The sequence below is a fragment of the Amycolatopsis sp. BJA-103 genome (assembly GCF_002849735.1).
Lineage (GTDB): Bacteria > Actinomycetota > Actinomycetes > Mycobacteriales > Pseudonocardiaceae > Amycolatopsis.
Genome location: NZ_CP017780.1, coordinates 1,661,869 through 1,681,815, shown reverse-complemented (window position 1 = coordinate 1,681,815; position 19,947 = coordinate 1,661,869). Strand labels below are relative to the sequence as shown.

At 69.7% G+C, this 19,947-nt stretch carries 21 protein-coding genes; 10 read left to right on the top strand and 11 right to left on the bottom strand.

The genetic code is table 11. From position 1 onward, the window contains the following. The first annotated feature begins 45 nt into the window (after positions 1 to 45). A complete protein-coding gene (locus BKN51_RS07550) occupies positions 46 to 1,062 on the top strand; it encodes a CobW family GTP-binding protein (RefSeq protein ID WP_101606929.1) in 1,017 nt (338 codons plus the stop codon). Between the two features lie 119 nt (positions 1,063 to 1,181). Then, positions 1,182 to 1,448 (top strand): hypothetical protein, encoded by a 267-nt coding sequence (locus BKN51_RS07545; protein ID WP_101613101.1) that lies wholly within the window; start codon positions 1,182 to 1,184, stop codon positions 1,446 to 1,448. Positions 1,449 to 1,462: 14 nt separating this feature from the next. Here BKN51_RS07545 and ligD read toward each other — a convergent pair whose 3' ends face one another. The 3 genes from ligD to BKN51_RS07530 are packed head-to-tail and all read right to left on the bottom strand — an operon-like array spanning position 1,463 to position 4,737. Next, complete coding sequence (ligD, locus tag BKN51_RS07540) at positions 1,463 to 2,470, bottom strand: non-homologous end-joining DNA ligase (protein WP_101606928.1); 1,008 nt, start codon at positions 2,468 to 2,470, stop codon at positions 1,463 to 1,465. Then, positions 2,467 to 3,546 (bottom strand): ATP-dependent DNA ligase, encoded by a 1,080-nt coding sequence (locus tag BKN51_RS07535; protein WP_199193089.1) that lies wholly within the window; start codon positions 3,544 to 3,546, stop codon positions 2,467 to 2,469. The genes ligD and BKN51_RS07535 overlap by 4 nt, the downstream gene beginning before the upstream one ends. Positions 3,547 to 3,585: 39 nt before the next feature. Next, positions 3,586 to 4,737, bottom strand: coding sequence for a DUF1015 family protein (locus tag BKN51_RS07530; RefSeq protein ID WP_101613099.1), 1,152 nt, complete (start codon positions 4,735 to 4,737; stop codon positions 3,586 to 3,588). Between the two features lie 111 nt (positions 4,738 to 4,848). Here BKN51_RS07530 and BKN51_RS07525 point away from each other — a divergent pair, with 111 nt between their 5' ends. After that, the gene (locus BKN51_RS07525; RefSeq protein ID WP_101606927.1) at positions 4,849 to 6,369 is read left to right on the top strand and encodes an MDR family MFS transporter; all 1,521 of its coding nucleotides are present in this window, start codon (positions 4,849 to 4,851) and stop codon (positions 6,367 to 6,369) included. A gap of 19 nt (positions 6,370 to 6,388) precedes the next feature. Here BKN51_RS07525 and BKN51_RS07520 read toward each other — a convergent pair whose 3' ends face one another. Next, the gene (locus BKN51_RS07520; protein ID WP_101606926.1) at positions 6,389 to 7,279 is read right to left on the bottom strand and encodes a TIGR03854 family LLM class F420-dependent oxidoreductase; all 891 of its coding nucleotides are present in this window, start codon (positions 7,277 to 7,279) and stop codon (positions 6,389 to 6,391) included. 159 nt (positions 7,280 to 7,438) lie between these two features. Here BKN51_RS07520 and BKN51_RS07515 point away from each other — a divergent pair, with 159 nt between their 5' ends. Beyond that, on the top strand, positions 7,439 to 8,185 hold the full coding sequence (locus BKN51_RS07515; protein ID WP_101606925.1) for a thioesterase II family protein: 747 nt from the start codon (positions 7,439 to 7,441) through the stop codon (positions 8,183 to 8,185). On the opposite strand, the gene BKN51_RS07510 is transcribed toward BKN51_RS07515, so the two are convergent. Next, positions 8,175 to 10,901, bottom strand: a complete 2,727-nt coding sequence (locus tag BKN51_RS07510; protein ID WP_101606924.1) for an ATP-binding protein — start codon at positions 10,899 to 10,901, stop codon at positions 8,175 to 8,177. The genes BKN51_RS07515 and BKN51_RS07510 overlap by 11 nt on opposite strands. Positions 10,902 to 11,013: 112 nt before the next feature. Between BKN51_RS07510 and BKN51_RS07505 the strand changes: the two genes are divergently transcribed. Continuing rightward, a complete protein-coding gene (locus BKN51_RS07505; protein ID WP_233224040.1) occupies positions 11,014 to 11,610 on the top strand; it encodes a hypothetical protein in 597 nt (198 codons plus the stop codon). Further along, complete coding sequence (locus BKN51_RS07500; protein ID WP_101606923.1) at positions 11,607 to 12,119, top strand: YceI family protein; 513 nt, start codon at positions 11,607 to 11,609, stop codon at positions 12,117 to 12,119. The genes BKN51_RS07505 and BKN51_RS07500 overlap by 4 nt, the downstream gene beginning before the upstream one ends. Here the strand turns inward: BKN51_RS07500 and BKN51_RS07495 are convergent, their stop codons facing one another. Beyond that, positions 12,120 to 12,551 carry a DUF6292 family protein gene (locus BKN51_RS07495; RefSeq protein ID WP_101606922.1) on the bottom strand — a complete coding sequence of 144 codons (432 nt, stop codon included), beginning with the start codon at positions 12,549 to 12,551 and terminating at the stop codon, positions 12,120 to 12,122. It lies immediately after the preceding gene. 100 nt (positions 12,552 to 12,651) lie between these two features. Continuing rightward, positions 12,652 to 13,095, bottom strand: a complete 444-nt coding sequence (locus BKN51_RS07490) for a MarR family winged helix-turn-helix transcriptional regulator (RefSeq protein WP_101613097.1) — start codon at positions 13,093 to 13,095, stop codon at positions 12,652 to 12,654. A gap of 115 nt (positions 13,096 to 13,210) precedes the next feature. On the opposite strand from BKN51_RS07490, the gene BKN51_RS07485 reads away from it, so the two are divergent. Beyond that, entirely contained in the window at positions 13,211 to 13,606 is a 396-nt protein-coding gene (locus BKN51_RS07485; protein ID WP_101606921.1) for a DUF5313 domain-containing protein, read from the top strand. An 82-nt stretch (positions 13,607 to 13,688) separates the two neighbouring features. Here BKN51_RS07485 and BKN51_RS43480 read toward each other — a convergent pair whose 3' ends face one another. Continuing rightward, positions 13,689 to 14,627 (bottom strand): hypothetical protein, encoded by a 939-nt coding sequence (locus BKN51_RS43480; protein WP_168214287.1) that lies wholly within the window; start codon positions 14,625 to 14,627, stop codon positions 13,689 to 13,691. A 194-nt stretch (positions 14,628 to 14,821) separates the two neighbouring features. On the opposite strand from BKN51_RS43480, the gene BKN51_RS07475 reads away from it, so the two are divergent. Next, on the top strand, positions 14,822 to 15,757 hold the full coding sequence (locus tag BKN51_RS07475) for a pseudouridine synthase (RefSeq protein WP_101606920.1): 936 nt from the start codon (positions 14,822 to 14,824) through the stop codon (positions 15,755 to 15,757). Positions 15,758 to 15,883: 126 nt separating this feature from the next. On the opposite strand, the gene BKN51_RS07470 is transcribed toward BKN51_RS07475, so the two are convergent. Further along, a complete protein-coding gene (locus BKN51_RS07470) occupies positions 15,884 to 16,489 on the bottom strand; it encodes a hypothetical protein (protein ID WP_101606919.1) in 606 nt (201 codons plus the stop codon). 135 nt (positions 16,490 to 16,624) lie between these two features. Here BKN51_RS07470 and BKN51_RS07465 point away from each other — a divergent pair, with 135 nt between their 5' ends. Beyond that, entirely contained in the window at positions 16,625 to 17,200 is a 576-nt protein-coding gene (locus BKN51_RS07465) for a hypothetical protein (protein WP_101606918.1), read from the top strand. Here BKN51_RS07465 and BKN51_RS07460 read toward each other — a convergent pair. Then, entirely contained in the window at positions 17,172 to 17,951 is a 780-nt protein-coding gene (locus BKN51_RS07460) for an alpha/beta fold hydrolase (RefSeq protein ID WP_233224050.1), read from the bottom strand. The two genes, BKN51_RS07465 and BKN51_RS07460, sit on opposite strands and share 29 nt — an antisense overlap. A 37-nt stretch (positions 17,952 to 17,988) precedes the next feature. After that, entirely contained in the window at positions 17,989 to 18,822 is an 834-nt protein-coding gene (locus BKN51_RS07455) for an MBL fold metallo-hydrolase (RefSeq protein WP_101606916.1), read from the bottom strand. A 117-nt stretch (positions 18,823 to 18,939) separates the two neighbouring features. Between BKN51_RS07455 and BKN51_RS07450 the strand changes: the two genes are divergently transcribed. Continuing rightward, entirely contained in the window at positions 18,940 to 19,860 is a 921-nt protein-coding gene (locus tag BKN51_RS07450) for a hypothetical protein (protein ID WP_101606915.1), read from the top strand. Positions 19,861 to 19,947 lie beyond the last annotated feature (87 nt).

Below are 19,947 nucleotides of genomic sequence, written 5' to 3'. Positions count from 1 at the left end.
CCGCCGTCGCTAGAGTGCGGTGATCTCCGGCGGAAAGGAAGGCTCGTGGTGGACAGGCGGATTCCGGTCATCCTGGTCGCGGGCTTCCTCGGCTCCGGGAAGACCACCCTGCTCAACCACCTGCTGGCGAACCGCCAGGGCGCGCGGATCGGTGTCGTGGTCAACGACTTCGGGAGCATCGCGGTCGACGCGATGGCCGTCTCCGGCCAGGTCGACACCATGATGTCGTTCGGAAACGGCTGCCTGTGCTGCGCCGTCGACGCGAGCGGTCTCGACGCGATGCTCGCCAAGCTGTCCGAGGCCGAGGCGGGCATCGACGTCATCGTGATCGAAGCCAGCGGCCTCGCCGAACCGCGTGACCTCATCCGCCTGATGATCGCCAGCGAGAACCCCGCCATCGCCTACGGCGGCCTGGTCGAACTCGTCGACGCGGCCGAGTTCGAGGCGACCAGGAAACGGCACCCGGAACTGGACGAGCACCTCGGGTTCGCCGACCTCGTCGTGCTCAACAAGACCGACCGCGCCGATGAGGATGCCCTGGCCAAGCTGCGCGGCACGATCGACGAGATCGCGCCCGGCACCCCGGTGATCGCGACCTCCCACGGCCGGATCGACCCCGCCCTCTTCTTCGACGCCCGGCCGCGCGACCGGGCCGGGCAGATGTCGTTCGACGACCTCCGCGAGGAGGAGCACGACCACGAGCACCACTTCCACACCGCGTACGACAGCGTCGCCTTCACCGCCGAGCGCCCGCTGGACCCGCGACGGCTGATGGACTTCCTCGAACAGCGCCCCGGCGGGCTCTACCGGATCAAGGGCTTCCTCGACTTCGGCCCGAACGGCCCGCGGTCCCGGTTCGGGCTGCACACGGTGGGCTCGTTCATCCAGCTGGAACGGTCTGCGTGGCCGTCCGGCGGCCCGCGGCGGAGCGAACTGGTGCTGATCGGCTCCGGAATCGACACCGAGGCCGTCACCGCGCGTCTCGAGGAATGCGTCTCGGAGGGTTCCGACGTCGTGGACGAGCGAGGCATGCTGCGCGTCTTGCGTTTCATTCAGGACTGACAAGACCGACAAGACTGACACGCCGAAGGCCGAAATACCGGGAATCGCGGCGCGTCTGCTTGACACTGTTTTCCGGAAGGAATCTCGAGCTGGACCACCTGTATCGGGAGGACAGTTCCATGACGAACACCGCCGGACGCTGGTACCTGGTCGGCGCGCTGCCGGAGGATTCTCCCGCCGCGCACCTGATGACCCGCTCCGAAGACCTTCGCTACCGGCGTTCCGCCTGCGGGGACAAGGAATCCCGGATGTGGACGCCGGTGGATCTCACCACCACCGACGTCGCGCCGTGCCCGAGGTGCGCCGCGACGCTGCCGGGCCACCGCTCCACCCGCAAGGCCGAGCCGGCCGCGAACACGCAACTCGCCTTCGACCTACCGCTCTGACCGCGTTTCGTCCTCTAGTTACTCTCTTTCTTGGCCCTGCTGGGCGCGACCCGGGGCGGCTCGTTCGGCATCTTCGGGTAGACCGGCGGCCAAGGCGCGTCCATGAGCCCGTTCTCCATGTCCTTTTCGGACATCTCCAGCAGCGGCGCGATCGACTGCGGTTTCGTTTCCGCCCAAGGGTCCCCGCGTTCGGCGAACCGAGCGGGAACGGTGGACAGCGTGAGCTTGTCCGGCTCGACGGTCTCCAGTTCGTCCCAGCCGATCGGCGTCGAAACCTGCCCGCCGACCCGCGGCCGCACGCACCACGCGCCGAACACCGTCTTGTGCGGCGCGTTCTGGTTGAAGTCGACGAACACCCGGGAGCCGCGTTCTTCCTTCCACCACTGCGCCGTCATCTCCTCCGGATGGCGGCGCTCGAGTTCGCGAGCGAGCGCGACGGCGGCCGCGCGGACCTGGTAGGCGTCCCACTTCGGCTCCAGCGGCACGTAAAGATGCAGGCCGCGCGAGCCCGACGTCTTCAGCTGCGCGGTGATGCCGAGTTCCTCCAGCAGCCTCTTCGTCAGGACTGCGCCGTGCCTCAGCTCGGGGAACCCGATCCCGGGCGACGGGTCGAGGTCGACGCGCAGCTGGTCGCTGATGTCCGGCGCGTCCGCCCGGTTCGGCCAGACGTGGAATCCGAGGCAGCCCTGGTTCACCGCCCAGATGACGTGCGCGAGGTCTTTCGCCACGAGCGCGTCCGACGTGGTGCCGTTCGGAGTGGACACCACCGTCGTGGTCAGCCAGTCCGGCGCGTTCTTCGGGACCCGCTTCTGGAACCAGGACTTCCCGCCCGCGCCGTCGGGATAGCGCTCCAGCAGCAAGGGCCGTCCACCGAGCTGTGCCAGCAGCGGCACCGAAACCGCGCGGTAGTACTCGACGAGGTCCAATTTGGTCTCGCCGTTCTCCGGGAAGTAGACCTTGCCGGGATTGGAGACCGTGAACTCGACGCCTTCGAGGTCCAGCGTGACCGGTTCCGACTTCATGTTTCCCCCAGCTCGGTGAACAACGTGGCCAGCTCGGCGGGCGGGACCTCTTCGAGTTGCGCGTACGTGCAGGAGGCCGGTTCGCGGTCGGGGCGGAACCGCACGAGCCTGCCGCCGTGGCGGAACCGCGTGCCCTCGACGTGCTCGTAGCGGACCTCGGCGACCCATTCGACGCGGAGCGGCTCCCAGCTCAGATCCTTTTGCGGCGCCCACCGGCTGCCCGCGCCGGGCATGCGGCCGCCCGCCTCCTCGTGGGCCTCGGCCCACTCGCGCCAGGGGTGGTTCTCCAGCGCGTTCTCCCGCAGTGGCGCGAGTTCGTCCACCAGTTCACGACGCCTCGCGGCAGTGAAGCTGCTCGCGACGCCCACATGGTGCAGGACGCCTTCGTCGTTGTAGAGCCCGAGCAGCAGCGAACCGACGCCCACACCGTCCTTGTGCCACCGGAACCCGACGACGACGCAGTCCGCGGTCCGCTGATGCTTGACCTTCCACATCACCCGCTTGTCCTGTTCGTACGGTGCGTCGGCGGGTTTGGCCATCACCCCGTCGAAACCCGCGCCCTCGAAGCGGGTGAACCAGTCCTGGGCGACGTCGGGATCCTCGGACAGCGGGGTGAGGTGCACCCGGGCGAACTTCGTGTCGACGACGCTTTCGAGCAGCTTCCGCCGCTCCCCGAACGGCTCCGGCGTCAGATCCCGGTCTTCGAGGGCCAGCAGGTCGAACACCACGAAACTCGTCGGTGTCTCCTCGGCCAGTTTGTTCACCCGGGACGCCGCCGGGTGCAGGCGAAGCTGGAGCGCCTCGAAGTCGAGCCCGCCCTCGGTGACCAGCACGATCTCGCCGTCGACGACGCAGCGCTCGGGCAGGGCCTCCTTGAGCAGGCCGACCAGTTCGGGGAAGTACCTCGTCAGTGGCCTGTCGTTGCGCGAGCCCAGCACGACCTCGTCACCGTCGCGGAAGACCACGCAGCGGAAGCCGTCCCACTTCGGCTCGTACAGCAGGCCCGGCGTGCGCGGCAATTCGTGCACGGCCTTGGCCAGCATCGGCTTCACGGGCGGCATCACGGGCAGTTCCACGAGGTGATCCTAGGCCGGGCCACCGACAAAAGCGCGACGTCAGAGCTCCGCCAGCAACAATCCGCTGCGTGGTTTCGGCGTGAAATAAGTGGCCTTCCTCGGCATCCGCGACCCGGCCGCGTGCACGGCGAGCACCTCCGCGTACGGGACCGGGGCCAGCAGCAACACCGCGTCCGCGTCTTCGGGCACCGGGGCGCCCGGCAGCAGCGGCCGCAGGTTCGGCCCTTCCGGATCGACGCCGAGCGCCCCGCGGAGCAACTCCTGCTCGACCAGGGCGTGGTCGAGGCCCGCCTTGCCGAGCACGACCCGGAATGCCGACGCTCCCGCCAGCACGGTCACCTCACCTGCCTCGGCGGGCGGCTCCGGACTGCCGGGATGCACGTCGAACCCCGCCTCGGTCCATCGCCGGACCAGCGTGCCCGCGTCGAGGCCGGTGCCGGTGAGCGCCCGGTGGATGGGCCCGATCCGCAGTCCCGGTCCCCCGGTGACCAGCGCCAGCAGCGCGCCGCGCCCCGACTCCGCGGCGGCCGCGACGCGGTGGTTGCCGTCCGCGACCAGGAGATCCATCTCGTCCAGGGCCGCCAGCAGCTCGGACTGGCCGTCGCCGGGACCGGTGAGCCACAGCTGGTGTTTGCGGCCCACGCCGTCCACTGTGGACAGCGTGGGCACCTGCCCCCGGCAGGTCCGTTCGATCAGCGCGGTCAGCTCGCGGCCACCGGTCGCGGGCACCAGCATGGCGGCGCTCGTGGCGACCCCGAGTCCGGCGAGCATCGCGGCACGCTCCGCGACGACATCCGGATAGACGTCCTCGGTGTGCCGGACCCGCGTCACCCCGTCGTCCCGGACCGCGGCGGGGTCGACCAGGCACAGCACGCCCAGCGCGACCCCGTCCGGCCCGTCGATGCGGTACGGCGCGACGACGGCGGTGACCGGACGGTAGTGCCGTTCGCGGATACGCTCGAACGTCGCTCTGGCCTGCGGCAGCGCAGCCTCGATCGAGAGGCCGCCCGCCAGCGCGGCCGGGGTTCTGGCCGGATGCTGGACCGCCAGCAGGGTGTCACCTCGCGCCTCCGCGAGCGCGGCGACGACCCGGTCCGGGTCGGCGAACTCGTCGACGTCGGGCCCCGGGACGGTGTCGCGGACAACCCAGCCACGGTCGATCGGGCGGATCCAAGTGCTCATCCGACCCATTTTGCGGGAAACCTCACGGAACAAATCGATCCCATGACCGGGTGTCTCCATGGAATGCTTACCCATGCGAAGCAGTTGACGCCCTTCATGAGCCCGAGGAGACCGCCACAGATGACCACCCCGGCCCCGGTCACCGCGAAGGAAGGGGTCGGTTTCCGCTCCGCACGCGGCCCCGTCCTGATCGCCGTGATGCTGTGCTCCGGCCTGATCGCCCTGGACTCGACCATCATCGCGACGGCGGTTCCGTCGGTGGTCGCGGACCTGGGCGGGTTCTCGCAGTTCCCGTGGCTGTTCTCGATCTACCTGCTGACCCAGGCGGTCACCGTGCCGCTGTACGGCAAGTTCGCCGACGTGCTCGGCAGGCGGCCGGTGATGTTCTTCGGGATCGCGGCGTTCCTGCTGGGCTCGGTGCTCTGCGGCGCGGCCTGGAGCATGCCGGTGCTGATCGCCGCCCGCGCGGTGCAGGGCATCGGCGCCGGTGCCATCCAGCCGATCGCGCTGACCATGGTCGGCGACATGTACACGGTCGAGGAACGCGCCAGGGTGCAGGGCTATCTCGCCAGCGTATGGGCCATCTCGTCGGTGATCGGCCCGACACTGGGCGGCGTGTTCGCCGAGTACCTCGACTGGCGCTGGATCTTCTTCATCAACCTGCCGCTCGGCGCGCTGGCGGCGTGGATGCTGCACCGGAACTTCCGCGAGCGCGTCGAACGCCGCTCGCACCGCATCGACTACCTCGGCGCCACGCTGCTCACCCTCGGCTGCTCGCTGCTGATCCTCGGCCTGCTGGAGGGCGGGGTCGCCTGGGGCTGGGCGTCCGCGCCGAGCCTGGCGATCTTCGCCGCCTCTGTGGTGCTGCTGGTGTCGTTCGTGTTCGTGGAACGCAAGGCCGAAGAACCGGTCCTGCCGCTGTGGATCTTCACCAAACGGACGCTGATCGGCGGCAACCTGGTCGCCGTCGTCGTCGGCATGCTGCTGATGGGCCTCACCTCGTACCTGCCGACCTTCTCCCAGGGTGTGCTCGGCACCGGCGCGCTCGTCGCCGGATTCGCGCTGGCGGCGCTGACCGTCGGCTGGCCGATCTCGGCGTCGCTGGCGGGCCGGGTCTACATGCGGATCGGGTTCCGGGACACCGCGCTGATCGGCAGCGGGATCGTCATCGCGGGCGCGGCGCTCACGGTGTTCCTGGCGGCGGGTTCGTCGATCTGGCTGGCGGCCGCGGCCGCGTTCGTCCTCGGGATCGGGCTGGGCCTGGCGTCGAGCCCGACACTGATCGCCGTGCAGTCCACCATCGGCTGGGAACGCCGCGGCGTCGTCACCGCGACCAACATGTTCAGCCGCTCGCTGGGCAGCGCGGTCGGCGTGGCGATGTTCGGCGCGATCGCGAACGCCACCCTCGCGAACCGCTTCGCGAACCCGCCCGCCGGGGTCGTCGGCCTGCCGTCGGGCGTCGACGCGACCAGCGTCGTCCTGGAGGGCCATGGCCCGGACACCCCGACGACGACGTTCGTGCGCGGCGCCCTCGCGGACGCCACGCACCACGTCTTCCTGGCGATGCTGGTGGTCGCCGTGCTCAGCGTCGGCGCGCTGCTGCTGATGCCGCGGCGGACCGAAGAGCTGAAGTTCGACTGAAGTACGTGAAGGCCCCCGGCTAGTTCTGCATCGGGACGGCGTGCTCGACGAAGCTCTCCACGAACCGCTCGATCGGCTCCGGCCCGGCCGGGTAGAGCACGAACTTGCTCAGCCCGGCGTCGATGTACTCGGCGATCAGGTCGCGGGCGGCGCTCCAGCTGCCCGCGATCAGCCGCGACGGATCCGCGTCGGACCGTGCCGCGACCGAGGCCGCGAGCGCGTCCGGGATCCCGTCCTCGGCGACGATGAGACTGATCCCGAAGTGGTCGGCCTCGACCTCCCGGTCCGCCTCGGCGGCGGCCTCCTGGATCGCCTCGCGGCCCGCGCGCGCCTCCTCCGGTGTCAGGAAACTTGCCAGCCAGCCGTCCGCGAGCCTGCCGATCCGCCGCAGCGCGCCGGGTGCCTTCCCGCCGAGCCAGAGGTCGAGCCGTTTCAGTGGGCGCATGCCGAGCCCCACGCCCTCGACCCGGAAGAACTCGCCCTCGAAGGTCACCTCTTCCTGTTCCAGCAGCGCCTTGATCAGGAGCAACGACTCGTCGAACACCGCGGCGCGGCGGCCGGGCGGCACCGGGAACAGCGGCAGTTCCGCGTCGCGCGCGGGCTTCAGGCCGAAGACCGGGAGGACCCTTTTCGGTGCGAGCGCGGCGAGGGAGGCGAGTTGTTTGGCGACCAGCACCGGGTCGCGGCCGGGCAGCACCATCACGCCCGTGCCGACCTTCAGTTTCGAGGTGCGGGCGAGCGCGTGCGTCAGCCCGACGACCGGGTCGATTCTGGGCGAGTACACCGCCTCGGGCAGCCAGAGCGAATCGATGCCCGCCTGCTCCAGCAGGTCGACAGCGGCACCGAACTCCTCGGGCGCCGTCCCGGTCCCCAATCCCGCGCCGACCCTGATCTTCAGGTCCTCCGCCACACTCGCTCCCTTCCGCGGGCCCTGGATGCGGGCCGGTGTCCAGTGTTCCCACCCGGCCCCGGCGTGAACAACCCCGCACAAGCATGGACTCGCCCCGCGAATCCCCCGTACATTCCAGTGTTGTGCGGGCCGTTCCCGCACGGATTGGGGGATTTTTCGATGGCAGGGCAGGCTCTACGCGGCTGGACGCGATGCTTCCACCCGGCACCGGCGGCCGAGACGCGGCTCGTCGTCTTCCCGCACGCCGGTGGCTCGGCGAGCGCGTATCGCCCGCTCGCGGCGGCCCTCTCCCCCACCCTCGAGGTGCACACCGCCCAGTACCCGGGACGGCAGGACCGCATGGGCGAGCCGGTCATCGACGATCTGCACGCCCTCTCCGAGCAGCTGGTGGACGTCGTCGCCGCGCTCCCGAAGCCCTTCGCCCTCTTCGGCCACAGCATGGGCGCCATCGTCGCGTTCGAGGTCGCCCGGCTGCTCGAAGCGCGCGGCCTGGTTCCGGCGGCGCTGTTCGTCTCGGCCCGCCGCGGACCGGACCTGCACAAGGAAAAAATGCACCATCTCGCCGACGACGCCACGTTCCTGGCCGAGGTCAGCCGTCTCGGCGGCACGGCCGCGATGATCCTCGACGACCCGGACATCCGTGCCCTCGCGTTGCCCGCGCTGCGCGGCGACTACAAGGCCGTCGAGACCTACCGCTACCGGCCGGGCCCCGACGTGAGCTGCCCGATCGTGGCGCTCGCCGGCGACGCGGACCCGGTCCTGGACGTACCCGATCTCGAAAACTGGCGCGAGCACACCACCGGCACCTTCGAGACGGAGGTGTTCAAGGGCGGGCACTTCTTCCTCGACGACCATCTGGACGCCATCGTGGCCCGCGTCCTCGGCAAGCTGACCGTCAGTCCCTGACGCCTTCCCTGCTCGCCCACGCGACGACCTCGGTCCGGTTCGCCAGCCCCAGTTTCGCCAGGATGCTCCGGACGTGGCTTTCCACCGTGCGTTCGGAAAGCACGAGCTTCTCGGCGATCCGGCGGTTGCTCAGCGCGTCGGCGAGCAGGACGACGATCTCGCGTTCCCGGCCGGTGAGCGGGTCGGCGGCGCGGCGTCCGGCGCGGATCCGGTCGAGCAGTGCCGTGGCCCGCGCGAGCGGACCCGGCATCACCAGCCGACGGAACTCGTCGAGAGCTTCGCGCGCGATCCCTTGCGCACGAACGAGATCGCCCCGGGCGACCAGGACTTCGGCGAGCAGTAGCCTCGCCGAAGCGACACCCGGCCGGGCGCCGATGCTTTCGTTGACGACGATCGTCTGCTCGTACAGCCGCACCGCCTCGTCGTGGCGGCCGAGAAGGGCGTTCAGCCGCGCGGGCTGTTCCAGCGTCGAACCGGTGCAGAAGACGCCGGCGCCGCCGGACACGATCGGCCGCACCTCTTCGAGGCGCCGCAACAGGTACTCCGCCATCTCGACGTCGCCGAAGGCCTCGACCAGCGGCACGAGGTTGGGCAGCGCGCCGGTCGTGTGCAGTGCGAACTCCGGGCTCCGCACCAAGGGCACCAGTTGCTCGTACCGGACCCTCGCCTCGTCGACGTTGCCCGTGATCAGGCTCAGCAACGGCCGTGAAACCAGCGTGACCGGCAGATGCGGGGCCCGGTCGAGCAAAGCCGCGTAGTCCCCTCGCAGATCGCGAGGATCCCCCGTGAGCAACACGAGCTGGGTACGGAACGCGTAGGACATCCCTTTCGCGGAGAAGTCGTCCGCGAGTTCGGTGTCCGCCAGTTCCTCCGCCTCGAAGTCGAGTTCGCGTGCCTCGGCCAGATCTCCCCGCAACGCCAGCACCGAACTGCGCAGCCGCAGATCGTGCCAGCGGATCAGCGGCAGCCTGGTCAGCCGCGCCAGCGTCGTCACCGCGACGAGTTCATCGTCGACGAGCGCCATCCGCCCGTCCTCCAGCGCGGCGTCGATCCGCCATTTGTGGCCCCACAAGGAAACCAGCGGCTGCCCGGTCCGCGCGCCCAGTTCGGCCGCGAGTGCCCCGAGGCGCAGCCGCTCGGCCGGCGGCAGGGTCTCCGGGGCGACCTTCATCCGCGCGCGGACGGTGTCGACCAGCGCCTCGGGATCACCGTCCTCTTCAGCGAGCGCGAACGCCTCGTCGGCGAGTTTCCCCGCTTCGGCGAACCGGCCGTAGTCGGCTTCCACCGACGCGCTGTGCGCCAGCAGGCGGGCCCGCGTCGTCTTGTCGACCCCGTCCGCGGCGAGCGCGCGGGCGGCGAGATCGCGGATGCCCGGCAGGAGATCCGGCGCCGCGACGTCGCGGACCACCAGCGCCGCGCGGGCGACCAGTCCGGCATCGGCGGCACGCCGGGCGTGGTCGAGACTGCGCGCGAACCGGCCGGTCCGGTATTCGGCGACGGCGAGATCGAGCAGCAGCCCGCCACGGTCCACTTCGGACAGTCCGGCCTTCGCGCGCGCGTCCAGCGCGATCGCCAGGAATCGCGCCGCTTCGTCGAAGGCCAGTGCCCGGTTCGCTTCGGCGGCAGCGAGCGCCGCCCACTCCGCCGTCTTCTCCGGCGCGGACGCCGAGCGCAGCCAATGACCCGCGACGGTCCCGGCCAAGGCGGGATCACGCCGGGCGCGTTCCTCGAGCGCGGCCGCGGCCCGGCCGTGCAACGCTTCCCGCTCACCTTGGCCCAAATCCGCGTAGACACCGTCACGGACGACGGCGTGCGCGAACCGGCCGGAACCCAGCACCCCGGCCTGGACGGCTTGGTCGAGTCCGTCGACGACGTCTCCGAGCGGAAGACCGGACACCTCCGCCAGCACGGGGGCGTCGACGTCCTCGCCGAGGACCGCCGCGATGGCGATCAGCCGCCGCACTCCGGGCTCCAGAGCCGCCACCGCGGCGCGCACGAGGTGCCCGAGTTCCGATCTGCCCGCCGAACGCGCGATCGCGCCGAGATAGAGCGGATTCCCGCCGGAGCGGCGATGCGCCTCGCGGACGTCTCCCTCGGCGGGCGGCGATCCCGCCAGTTCGGCGAGCAGCACCCGGACGTCGGGCTCGGCCAGCGGCGGCAGTGAGATGCTGCGCGCGCCAGGACGGCGCAAGAGATCCGGCAGGGCGGCGTCCAGCGCGGGGGTGTGCCCGGTGTCCCGATGCGTCGCGATCACGGCCAGCTTCGAGCGCCGCAACTCCCCCGCGAGATGCCGCAGCAGGCGCAAGGAAGCCTCGTCGGCCCAGTGGAGGTCTTCGAGGACGACGACCAGGCCCGACGGCTCCGCGGCGGCCACCAGCGCGTCGGCCGCGGCCGCCACCAGCCGGAAGCGTGCCGCTTGGACGTCGGCGTCGCCCTCGGTCTCGGCGAACGCGGCCGTCACGGCCGAATCGACCGACGGCAGCGCCTCGACGACCCGCCGCCACGGCCACAGCGGCGGCGCGCCCGGGTCGTCGGCGCACCGCCCCCAGACGACTCCGGACGCCGAGGCCGTCGCCTCCTCGACCAGCCGGGTCTTGCCGATCCCGGGCGGCCCGGAGACGAGCACGAGCCCGCCGGAGCCCGCGGCGGCGTCGGCGAGCCTGCCGCGCAGGCTCGCCAGTTCGCCCGTACGGCCCACGAACGGTTCCCGGTTCACGGAAGGAGTATCGCTCTCCGGGCCCGATTCCGTATCGCCCTGCGTACTGGCACTGATGTCCGGGGGCCTCCGCCGGCGCAGAGTCGGGGTGTCCGACGGGAAAGGAAAGCCCATGTACGCCACCGTCCACCAGTTCCGGCGTTCGCACGCCGACGAGTCCGACGGCTGGGGCCACGCCCTCGCCGCCGAGCTGCACCCCGGCACCGGTTCGCCGGGCACCTGCACCCTCGCCCAGGTCGGCGGGGCGACCGGGCTCGTCGTCGCGCTGTGGCGCGACCGCGGGTCCGCGCTCGCCGCCGCCGACCGCCGCACTCCCGGCACGTCCGATGCTCGCGTGTACGAGGTCTCCGACGTCGAAAGCGGCGCGGCCGAACCCCGGATCGCGCAGGCGACCTGGTTCGACCGCCCGCTCACCCGGGCCGAGGCCGACGCCGCCGACTTCGGCGGACGTGAACGGATCTGGCCCGCCGTCCGGAAGCTCGACGGGGTCGGCGGGTTCTACGTCCTGACCGCCGAAGACCGTTCCAGCCTCGTGCTCGGCTTCACCGACTCGATCGAGGCTTTGGAAGCCGTCCAGAAGGCGGTCATGAGCACGGAGCTGCTGCCCGGTGAGGATCCCGCGCTGCTCCCCGGCCCGGACCGGGTCGACGTCCACCGCGTGCTCCACACGTCCCTGCCCGCACACGGCCTGGTGGGTGAGCCGCGATGACCGCCGGGACGTCCTCGCGCACCGGCACCTGGACCGTGCTCGCCGAGCGGACCTCGGCCGCGTTCACCGTCCGGAACTTCGGATTCCGCGAGGTCCACGGCTCGATCCCGGTCAGCCTGGGTTCGGTGAAGGTCTCCGCGAGCGGTGTCACCGCGGTGGAAGCGGCGCTGAACCTCGACCGGATCGACACCGGGCACGCCAAACGCGACGCCGACCTGCGCAAACCCGGTCTGCTCGCGCTCGACGCGCATCCTGTGCTGACTTTCGCGGCGGACCGGGTCGAAGGCGGCCCCGGCGAGTGGTCGATCGAAGGCACTCTCGGCGCGCGCGGCGAGTCATGCTCGCTCACGCTGACCGCGACCGGGCCGGAAGACAACGGCGACGGCACCTGGCGGGTGCGTGCCCGGGGCGTCTTCGACCGGCAGGCGATCGGTCTCCGCGCGCCGAGGTTCCTGATCGGCCGGGAGATCGCGATCGCGCTCGACGTGGTCCTCGCCCCGCCTGGGTGATCAGGCCCAGGCGGAGAGCTCCTTGGCCAGTGCGGACGGTCCGCCGGCGGTGCGCAGCGTCGGCGGACCGGGCCAGCAGTCCTGGTGGTCGCCGGTGCGCAGGGTCTCGGCGAACCGCGCGACCAGCCGCGGCGGCGACGCGGCCGACCGTCCGCCGAGATAGGCGACGACGACGTGGTGCTCGTCGCCCGCGTGCGTCGCGACCGCGGCCGACCAGCCGTGCTCCTCGTGCCACAGCAGATCGACGTCGCGTTCGGGGAAACCCGGAAGGCGCCAGTTCAGCCTCATCCGGGCGGTGACCGGGCCGGTGAGGTCGGCCGTGCACGAATCCATCCGTATCCCCAGCGCCGATGCCACGTCCTCCAGATAGGCGTTCAGCCTGGTCATGAGATCCAGACCTGCTTCCGTGGGGGCGGGGGTCGAGGTGGTCACGGTCCCTCAGCTTCCTGTCATCTTGAGTTGGCGTGACGGGAATTACCCACCCGGGCGCGGCTTCACACCCTCATTTCGTCACACCCCGGTTTCGGTTCGCTCAAGCCGTGGCCTCGATGACGCGAGTCAGTGCTTTGTGCAGCGCCTCCAGCTCGGAGACCTCCATGCCCAGCTTCTCCACTACGCGGTACGGGATCTTCTCGGCCTCCGCGCGTAACGCGCGACCCGATTCCGTCAGCTCGACCGTCAGCAGCCGCTCGTCCTCGGCACTACGCCGGCGAGTGACGTAACCGATCGCCTCCAGCCGCTTGAGCAGCGGTGACAGCGTCGCGGGCTCGGCGCGCAGAGCGACACTCAGGTCCTTCACCGCCTGTGGCCCCCGCTCCCACAGCGCCAGCATGACGAGGTACTGCGGATGGGTGAGCCCGTGCGGCTCCAGCAGCGGACGGTAGATGGCGATGACGCTGCGAGACGCGACCGACAGCGCGAAACACACCTGACGTTCCAGCGCGAGCGGGTCCTCGCCCAGATCGATCGACTTCATCTCCGGCCCTTCCGAGTTCATGCCGCCGATCCTAGCCGTGGCGTGCACGACACTAATGATTAGTGTACTAACCATTAGTGTACTGTGGCGAACATCGAAGGAAGGGAGTCGTCCGATGCCCCGCAAGCGCCCGGATGTGTTCCGCTGGCTGTGGTACTCACTCGGCGGCAGGCTGCCCGAGCGCTACCACGACTGGATCCTCCACGACGCGACCACCGGAAGCTGGCGCTGGCGGCACGTCGCCCGCAGCACGGTGATGATCGCCCCGCTGTGCGCGGTGTGGCTGCTCCTGCCCGGCCCGCTCCCCCTGCGGCTGGCGATCGTGCTGATGGCGGCGCTCGTGGCGTACTTCTACTCGATGGCCTACATGGAGGAGAGCATCGAGCACCGGCTCGCCAAGAACGGCTTCCCGCCGGGCACCGGCCGCCGGACCCGCGCCGAGGCCATCGCGGTCGCGGAGGCGGACATCACCGAGCGGTATCTCGCGCGCTATCGCTCGCCGAACGCCTGACCCCGCTCGCCCGGGCGTTGCGAAAGCCACTTTCGCAACGCTCAAGGTTGCGAAAGTGGCTTTCGCAACGCGCGACGGCGGGTCAGGCTGCCCTGCTTCGGGCGATGGCTGCCCGATGGGCCGCGACGAGTTCGGAGGCAACACGTTTCGGTTCCGTTCGCAGTCGACTGGGCAGGGTTTGGAGAACCGCGATTCCCGCGGCCGCGTATCTGGCGTTTCTAGCCACTGTCGCGGCGTACTGCTGCTTGCCGAAATGGAAGTCGTACGAATCGATCTCCCAGGCCAGTCCCACCGCCACGAAGTAGCCATCGGGGGTCGCGATGTATTCGCCGTTCTCGTCCCGTAGCTCGTGATTCCACTGCGGCTCCGGCAAACCGCTCATTCGCCATACCTTCATGGCATCGACCTCTGCCGCCGACCGAGCCCCGTCGGCGATCCGATGCAACGCTTCGCGGGGGATCGCCGTGCCCCGACTGCTCCCGGCGTCGAGTTCGGCGAACAGTTCCGGAAGGCTCAGGCCGCGCTGTACCGCCTCGGCCAGCAGAGCCGAAACCTCCTGTCGTGAGCCAAGCCGACGACATTCGTCGAGAACCGACCGGACCAAAGGCGCCAGCGGCACTCCCGCCTCGACGATCGGTTGCGGCATCCGGAACGTCCGCTCGACGATCACGTGCCCGGAAGCGCCCACCTTGTGCGAGTTCGGAACAAGCACATGGACACGGAAAGGATGGCCCGGCAAGGCCCGCAGCCCTTGTCGTCGGCAGGAAGCCGCTCCCGTCACCACAGCGTCCGGCCCCGCGTACAAGAGTGCGGCATCGACCAGCTGCCGCCGCGTCGGCGTTCCGGAGTGCAGAAGCACGATGCCCGGCAGCAGTCGTTGCCACGGCTTTCCCGGACGGCATCGGCGATAAGCGGTCATGGATGGGACACCGAGTTCCCCGAGCCGGGCGACGGTGATCACGCCACCACGACTGTGTTGATAGAGCCCCTCGGGATCACGGGCCCAGTCTCCGGTTTTCACGCCATGATCGTCGGCACGCAACCGATCGCGCACCACCCCCGTCCGCCGACCTGTGGACAACTCGCCACACCAGCCCCACTGTGGACAACTCCCAGGATGTTGCGAAAGCCACTTTCGCAACGCTCAAGGTTGCGAAAGTGGCTTTCGCAACGCGCGACGATCCCCTGACCTGGTCACGACTAGGCTGAGCGGTGATGAGACGTAAGCTCCGCCCGCCGCTCCCGCCCCGTCACGGGCTCGACCCCGCGAGGCTCAAGATGCCCGCCGAGGGGCCGTGGACGACGTTGCGGGAACACCTCGTCGAGCGGCTCCCCCGGGTCTCGCCCGAGCGGATCGAGGAGATGCTCCGCGAGGAGCGCATCGTCGGACTGGACGGGCCGCTCGACGTCGATTCGCCGTTCGTGCCGGACTCGTTCATCTGGTTTCATCGCGATCTGCCCGACGAGGTCGAAGTCCCGTTCGAGGTCTCCGTCGTGCACCGCGACGAGCATTTCCTGGTCGCCGACAAACCACATTTCCTCGCGACGATCCCCCGCGGGCGGCACATTCTGCAGACCGCGCTGGTCCGCCTCCGCCGCGAACTCGACCTCCCGATGCTCATCCCCGCGCACCGGCTCGACCGGGTCACCGCGGGACTCGTCCTGTTCGTGATCACTCCCGAAGTCCGCGGCAGGTATCAGACGATGTTCCGGGATCGCTTGGTACACAAGGAATACGAGGCGATCGCCCGCTACGATCCGTCGGTCTCGATGCCGCGCGAGATCAGCAGCCGCATCGTCAAGGAACGCGGGGTCATCGCGGCGCAGGAAGTCGACGGGCCGCCCAACGCCGAAACCCGCGTCGAACTCATCGAGCACCGCGACGGCCTCGGCCGCTACCGCCTGCACCCCGCGACCGGCCGCACCCACCAGCTCAGGCTCCACATGAGCGGGCTCGGATTGCCGATTCTCGGCGACGACTTCTACCCGGACCTGACCGAAACCCCGCTCGACGACTTCACCGAACCCTTGCAACTGCTGGCGAAGGTCCTCGAGTTCACCGATCCGATCACCCGCGAACGCCGCCGGTTCGAGAGCGGGCAGACCCTCGAAGCGTGGACGGACCTCGACGGGTGGCGCCGCGGTCCGTGAGGTGCCGGAACGCGTCGGTACAGGTGGTCGTGAGTGGCGTTTCGGGTTAGAACCCGAAACGCCACTCACGACCAACCCGACCGAAGCCCCACCGGACGACGAAGCCTCACCAGACAGCGGCCCCGCTCACTTCCGCCAGAACTTGATCCCACTCCAGGTCACTTTCACCGGACCGGCGCCACTGGCCGTCCGATAGGCGCCGAACTTGTCGTAGTAGCTGCCGCCGCTGCTGCTCACTGTCTGCTTCAGCGAGCCGTTGATGTACACCTTGTGCGTGCTCCCGACCTGGTGCACGGTGTTGACCCGCACCGACGTCCCGACGGTCGCCCCGCTGCCCAGCGTCTCCCCGCCGTGGACCGCGTAGAGCCGCCCGCCGCGTTCGACCGCGAGCATGAAGTACGGACCGGCGGTCGGCGCGTCACGGAAGGTCTGTTTCAGGCTGATCCGGGTGCCCGCCATGCTGGTGATCCGGAACGAGCCCTCGAACTGCCGGGTCCCGCCGGTGTAGGTCACGTAGCGCCGTTCGGCCCGCTGGTCACCGCTCCCGGTCGAACAGGTCAGTTCGAAGTTGAGCCCGTCGACGTTGCCGCAGCCGCGTTCCTGGACGTTGAACGAGGGGTTCTCCGCCGTCCACGGCCCGGTTCCGACCTGGGCGTTCGCCGGCATCGCCGACGCCACCAGGCCGAGAGCGGCCGCCGCGACCACCCCTGCGGTCCGAAGTCGTCTCCGCATCCTGCCTCCTGCACACTCAGGGCGGCGGTGGTCCAGACCAGGACCAGGCTGCGACTGTACGAGCACGAACCGTCATCGGACAAGATGTTGACGCTCCGCCGTCCCGCTGATTGGGTAACGACGGTGATCCTCTCCATGACGGTCCTCGAAGGACTCGCGGCCGGGACGATCGACCTGGCGTTCCGGCGCTGGCCGAAACAGAACGTCCACCCCGGTGACGTCATGCGCCTGGAGGCCGGGGTGATCGAGGTCGACTCGGTCGAGATCGTCGATCCGGCCACCATCACCGACGCCGACGCCCGCCGCTCCGGGGCGGACTCGGCGAACGCGGTCCGCGGGACTCTGCGCGGCCCCGCGGACGCCCCGGTCTACCGCATCCGCCTGCGCTATCTCGGCCCCGATCCGCGGCGCGCGCTCAGCGCGGAGACCGAACTGTCCGAAAAGGACACCGAGGCCATCGGCAAACGACTGGCCAAGATGGACAGGCGCCGCTCATGGACCCGCGAAACCCTGCGGCTCATCAACGACAACCCCGGGCGCCGGGCCCAGGAGCTCGCCGACCTTCTCGGCCGTGAGAAGGAAGCGTTGAAGGTCGACATCCGCAAACTCAAGGACCTCGGCCTGACGCTCAGTCTCGAAGTCGGCTACCGGATCTCCCCTCGCGGCGCGGCCTACCTGCGGCTCACCGAGGATCGCGGTAGAACGCGCTGAGTTCCGGGACGAGCCGCTCCGACGGGACACTGTGGAACTCGCCGTCCAGCTCCACTTGCCTCGCTCCGGGGATCGCTTTCGTGACGGCGAGAGCGGCGGCCTTCAGCCAGTCCGTGCTGCCGTTGCTGTTCACCACGAGGACCGGCGCCGTGATCGACTCCAGTCCGCCCGGCACCTTCGAATCGCCCATCACCCGGGCGTCGTGGACCAGAGTCGGCGCGAACGACCGGAGCTCGGCCCACATCGGTGTCGCCTTGGCCTCGGCGACGGCCTCCGCGGGCGAGCCGACCGCGGAGGTCATGAACAGCGCGACGGCGTCGTCCCAGCGGTCCGCCGCGACCAGGTCGCGCATCTCGTCGGCGTACCCCTCGGGGACTTCTTCCGCTTCGCCGCGATACGGCGGCTCGAAGACCGAAAGCCGTGCCATCGGCACTCCCGCCGCGGCGGCGAGGAAGGCCAGCGCGCCGCCGGAAGAGATGCCGTGCACGATCACCGGCTCACCGAGCGAAGCGACCACCGCGGCGAGGTCTTCGATCTCGCGCTCGACCGCGTACGGTTCGTTGTTCCCGCTGTCGCCCCGGCCCCGCCGGTCGTAGGTCACCACGGAGTACTCGGCCGTCAGCTCCGCGACCAGTGGCTCGTCGCCGTGACGATCGTTGGCCGCGCCTGCCACGACGACTACCGGCGGACCCGCCCCGCGCCGTTCGAGCGCGATCGGCGTTCCATCCTCGGACGTGACTGTGTCGATCATGGAGACCATCGTGCCCCGCCTTCCCGGCGGGCGCAGGTCAATTTTTCCCGGCCGGGTCCTCTCGCGCCGCGACGCTCCGGGCCTGCCCTTCGTGGATGTCGCTCACCCACTCCCAGCCGGGCTCGGCCGAGGAGCCGATACGCGGGTCATCGGGCGTCCGGGCGTCACGCAGGGCGTGCACGTACGCCCGGTCCTGCTCGATCCGCGCGCGTACCTGGTCACCCCTGCCGACGGATCCGTGGCCGGGAACCACGACGGCCACGTCGTCCGCTACTTCTTCGAGCAGCCGCAGCCCGACGAGATACTCCTCGACCGGGTCATTGGTGCTCTTGAAGTTGTCGAGCATCGGGACGAAGACATCGGAGAGCATGTCGCCGGCGGCGAGCACCCCTCGTTCCACGATCAGCAACGCCGCGTGGCCCGGGGAATGCGCCGGATGCTCGATGATCCGGATTTCCGGTCCGTTCCAAGGAATTCGCGCGGTTCCGGCGGGCAGACCGGTGATGAGACCGAACAGGTCCAGCGGCGTCTCCCCGGCGATTTCCGGCGGTAATCCCTCGGCCGCGCGAGCCTTCCAGTCCGCGTCCGACCGCAGATCGCGCATGTCGGCGGCGCAGCGGGCCGTGCCGTAACGAGGCACATCGCCGAGTTCGGCATGCCAAAGTACGTGATCCCAATCGGGATGCGTCGAGAAACCCGCCACGACGGGCTGGCCCAACTCACGAAGATCATTCGCCAGACAGACCATTTCCCCGCCGGTTATCCCGGCATCGACGAGCAACACGCCATCCTCGCCCTGCACGACAATGGTGTTGTTCCGGAGCAGTTCGCTCTGGTGGACCAGCACGCCGTCCGCGACCCGCTCAAGCATGGGACTCCCCGTTCGTGATCGGAGGCCGGAGCTTAGCGTATTCACCCGGCTGTCAACCGGCGAAAGACGGTGGCGTGCCGTGAACCCTCGTTGCAAACTGTCGCGGCGAGGTGAGCCATGACCGAGAACGACGAATTCGCCGAGGCTCTGCGGACCGGGCCGTTCTGCCGCGCGTTGTCGATGGCGGCGCAGGCACGAGGCCTCAGCCTCCGGCAGCTGAACTACCGCCTCCGCGCCCGAGACGCCTCGGTGAGCGCGATGACCCTGAGCCATTGGCAGAGCGGCCGGAGCGTGCCGGAACGCGAGGAATCGCTTCGAGCGGTGGAAATCCTGGAAGAAGTGCTCGCGTTGCCAACGGGCTCCTTGCGCCGGCTGGTCGGTTCCCGGCGACCACGAGGTCGCGGTGTGCGATCCGCGGTACCGCTCCATCGACGGCATCGGGCGTGGGGACATCCAGCCTTTCTGCCGCCCTTGCTCGAAGAATTCAGGGACAGCCTGATGAAGCCGGTCCGCAAGATCGAATTGCACGAGACGTTCCATGTGCGGCCGGACCGCTGCACCGGCCGCCTCGTGGTGCGGGAGCTCGTCGAGGCCAGACAGGATCGGACGCGCACGATGATCTTCGCGGCCAGAAGCATGCCGGGCGTTGCGCCGCCTCTGGTGGTCGAGGGCAGCGGTTGCCGTCCCGGTACGGTGCTCACACTCGACGAAGAGGGCTTCTCGCTGACGGAATTGGTGCTGGACAGGACTTTGCGACGCGGTGAACGGCTGGCCATCGGCTTCGTCCAGGAGTATCCGCAGCCGATCGTCGCCGAGAACCACCACCGCAGGATCGCGGAATCCGTGGGGCACTACCACGGTGAAGTCGTCTTCGCCCCCGGAGCGGAGCCGGTCTCATGCCGGACTTGGCGTGCCCGCACGCCCGAAAACCGGACCACCGGGTGGACCACCGTGCGGCCCGACGCCACGCGCACCGTCCACGTGTCGCGGCGGAACGCGGCACCCGGAATCCACGGTCTCCACTGGACCTGGGAATAGCGTTTCTCTGTTTACGGATTCTTTCACCGAGGGTTTCCCACAAGGAGCCGTCTCGTTATATTCGAGACACACAGTTCTTGTGCCACA

What these genes read in the sequence shown, in the direction of transcription:
- BKN51_RS07545 (WP_101613101.1), top strand. Translation starts at nt 1,182, where the DNA reads ATGACGAACACCGCCGGACGCTGGTACCTGGTCGGCGCGCTGCCGGAG.
- ligD (WP_101606928.1), bottom strand. Translation starts at nt 2,470, where the DNA reads ATGAAGTCGGAACCGGTCACGCTGGACCTCGAAGGCGTCGAGTTCACG.
- BKN51_RS07530 (WP_101613099.1), bottom strand. Translation starts at nt 4,737, where the DNA reads ATGGGTCGGATGAGCACTTGGATCCGCCCGATCGACCGTGGCTGGGTT.
- BKN51_RS07525 (WP_101606927.1), top strand. Translation starts at nt 4,849, where the DNA reads ATGACCACCCCGGCCCCGGTCACCGCGAAGGAAGGGGTCGGTTTCCGC.
- BKN51_RS07515 (WP_101606925.1), top strand. Translation starts at nt 7,439, where the DNA reads ATGGCAGGGCAGGCTCTACGCGGCTGGACGCGATGCTTCCACCCGGCA.
- BKN51_RS07505 (WP_233224040.1), top strand. Translation starts at nt 11,014, where the DNA reads ATGTACGCCACCGTCCACCAGTTCCGGCGTTCGCACGCCGACGAGTCC.
- BKN51_RS07500 (WP_101606923.1), top strand. Translation starts at nt 11,607, where the DNA reads ATGACCGCCGGGACGTCCTCGCGCACCGGCACCTGGACCGTGCTCGCC.
- BKN51_RS07490 (WP_101613097.1), bottom strand. Translation starts at nt 13,095, where the DNA reads ATGAAGTCGATCGATCTGGGCGAGGACCCGCTCGCGCTGGAACGTCAG.
- BKN51_RS07485 (WP_101606921.1), top strand. Translation starts at nt 13,211, where the DNA reads ATGCCCCGCAAGCGCCCGGATGTGTTCCGCTGGCTGTGGTACTCACTC.
- BKN51_RS07475 (WP_101606920.1), top strand. Translation starts at nt 14,822, where the DNA reads ATGAGACGTAAGCTCCGCCCGCCGCTCCCGCCCCGTCACGGGCTCGAC.
- BKN51_RS07470 (WP_101606919.1), bottom strand. Translation starts at nt 16,489, where the DNA reads ATGCGGAGACGACTTCGGACCGCAGGGGTGGTCGCGGCGGCCGCTCTC.
- BKN51_RS07465 (WP_101606918.1), top strand. Translation starts at nt 16,625, where the DNA reads ATGACGGTCCTCGAAGGACTCGCGGCCGGGACGATCGACCTGGCGTTC.
- BKN51_RS07460 (WP_233224050.1), bottom strand. Translation starts at nt 17,951, where the DNA reads ATGATCGACACAGTCACGTCCGAGGATGGAACGCCGATCGCGCTCGAA.
- BKN51_RS07455 (WP_101606916.1), bottom strand. Translation starts at nt 18,822, where the DNA reads ATGCTTGAGCGGGTCGCGGACGGCGTGCTGGTCCACCAGAGCGAACTG.
- BKN51_RS07450 (WP_101606915.1), top strand. Translation starts at nt 18,940, where the DNA reads ATGACCGAGAACGACGAATTCGCCGAGGCTCTGCGGACCGGGCCGTTC.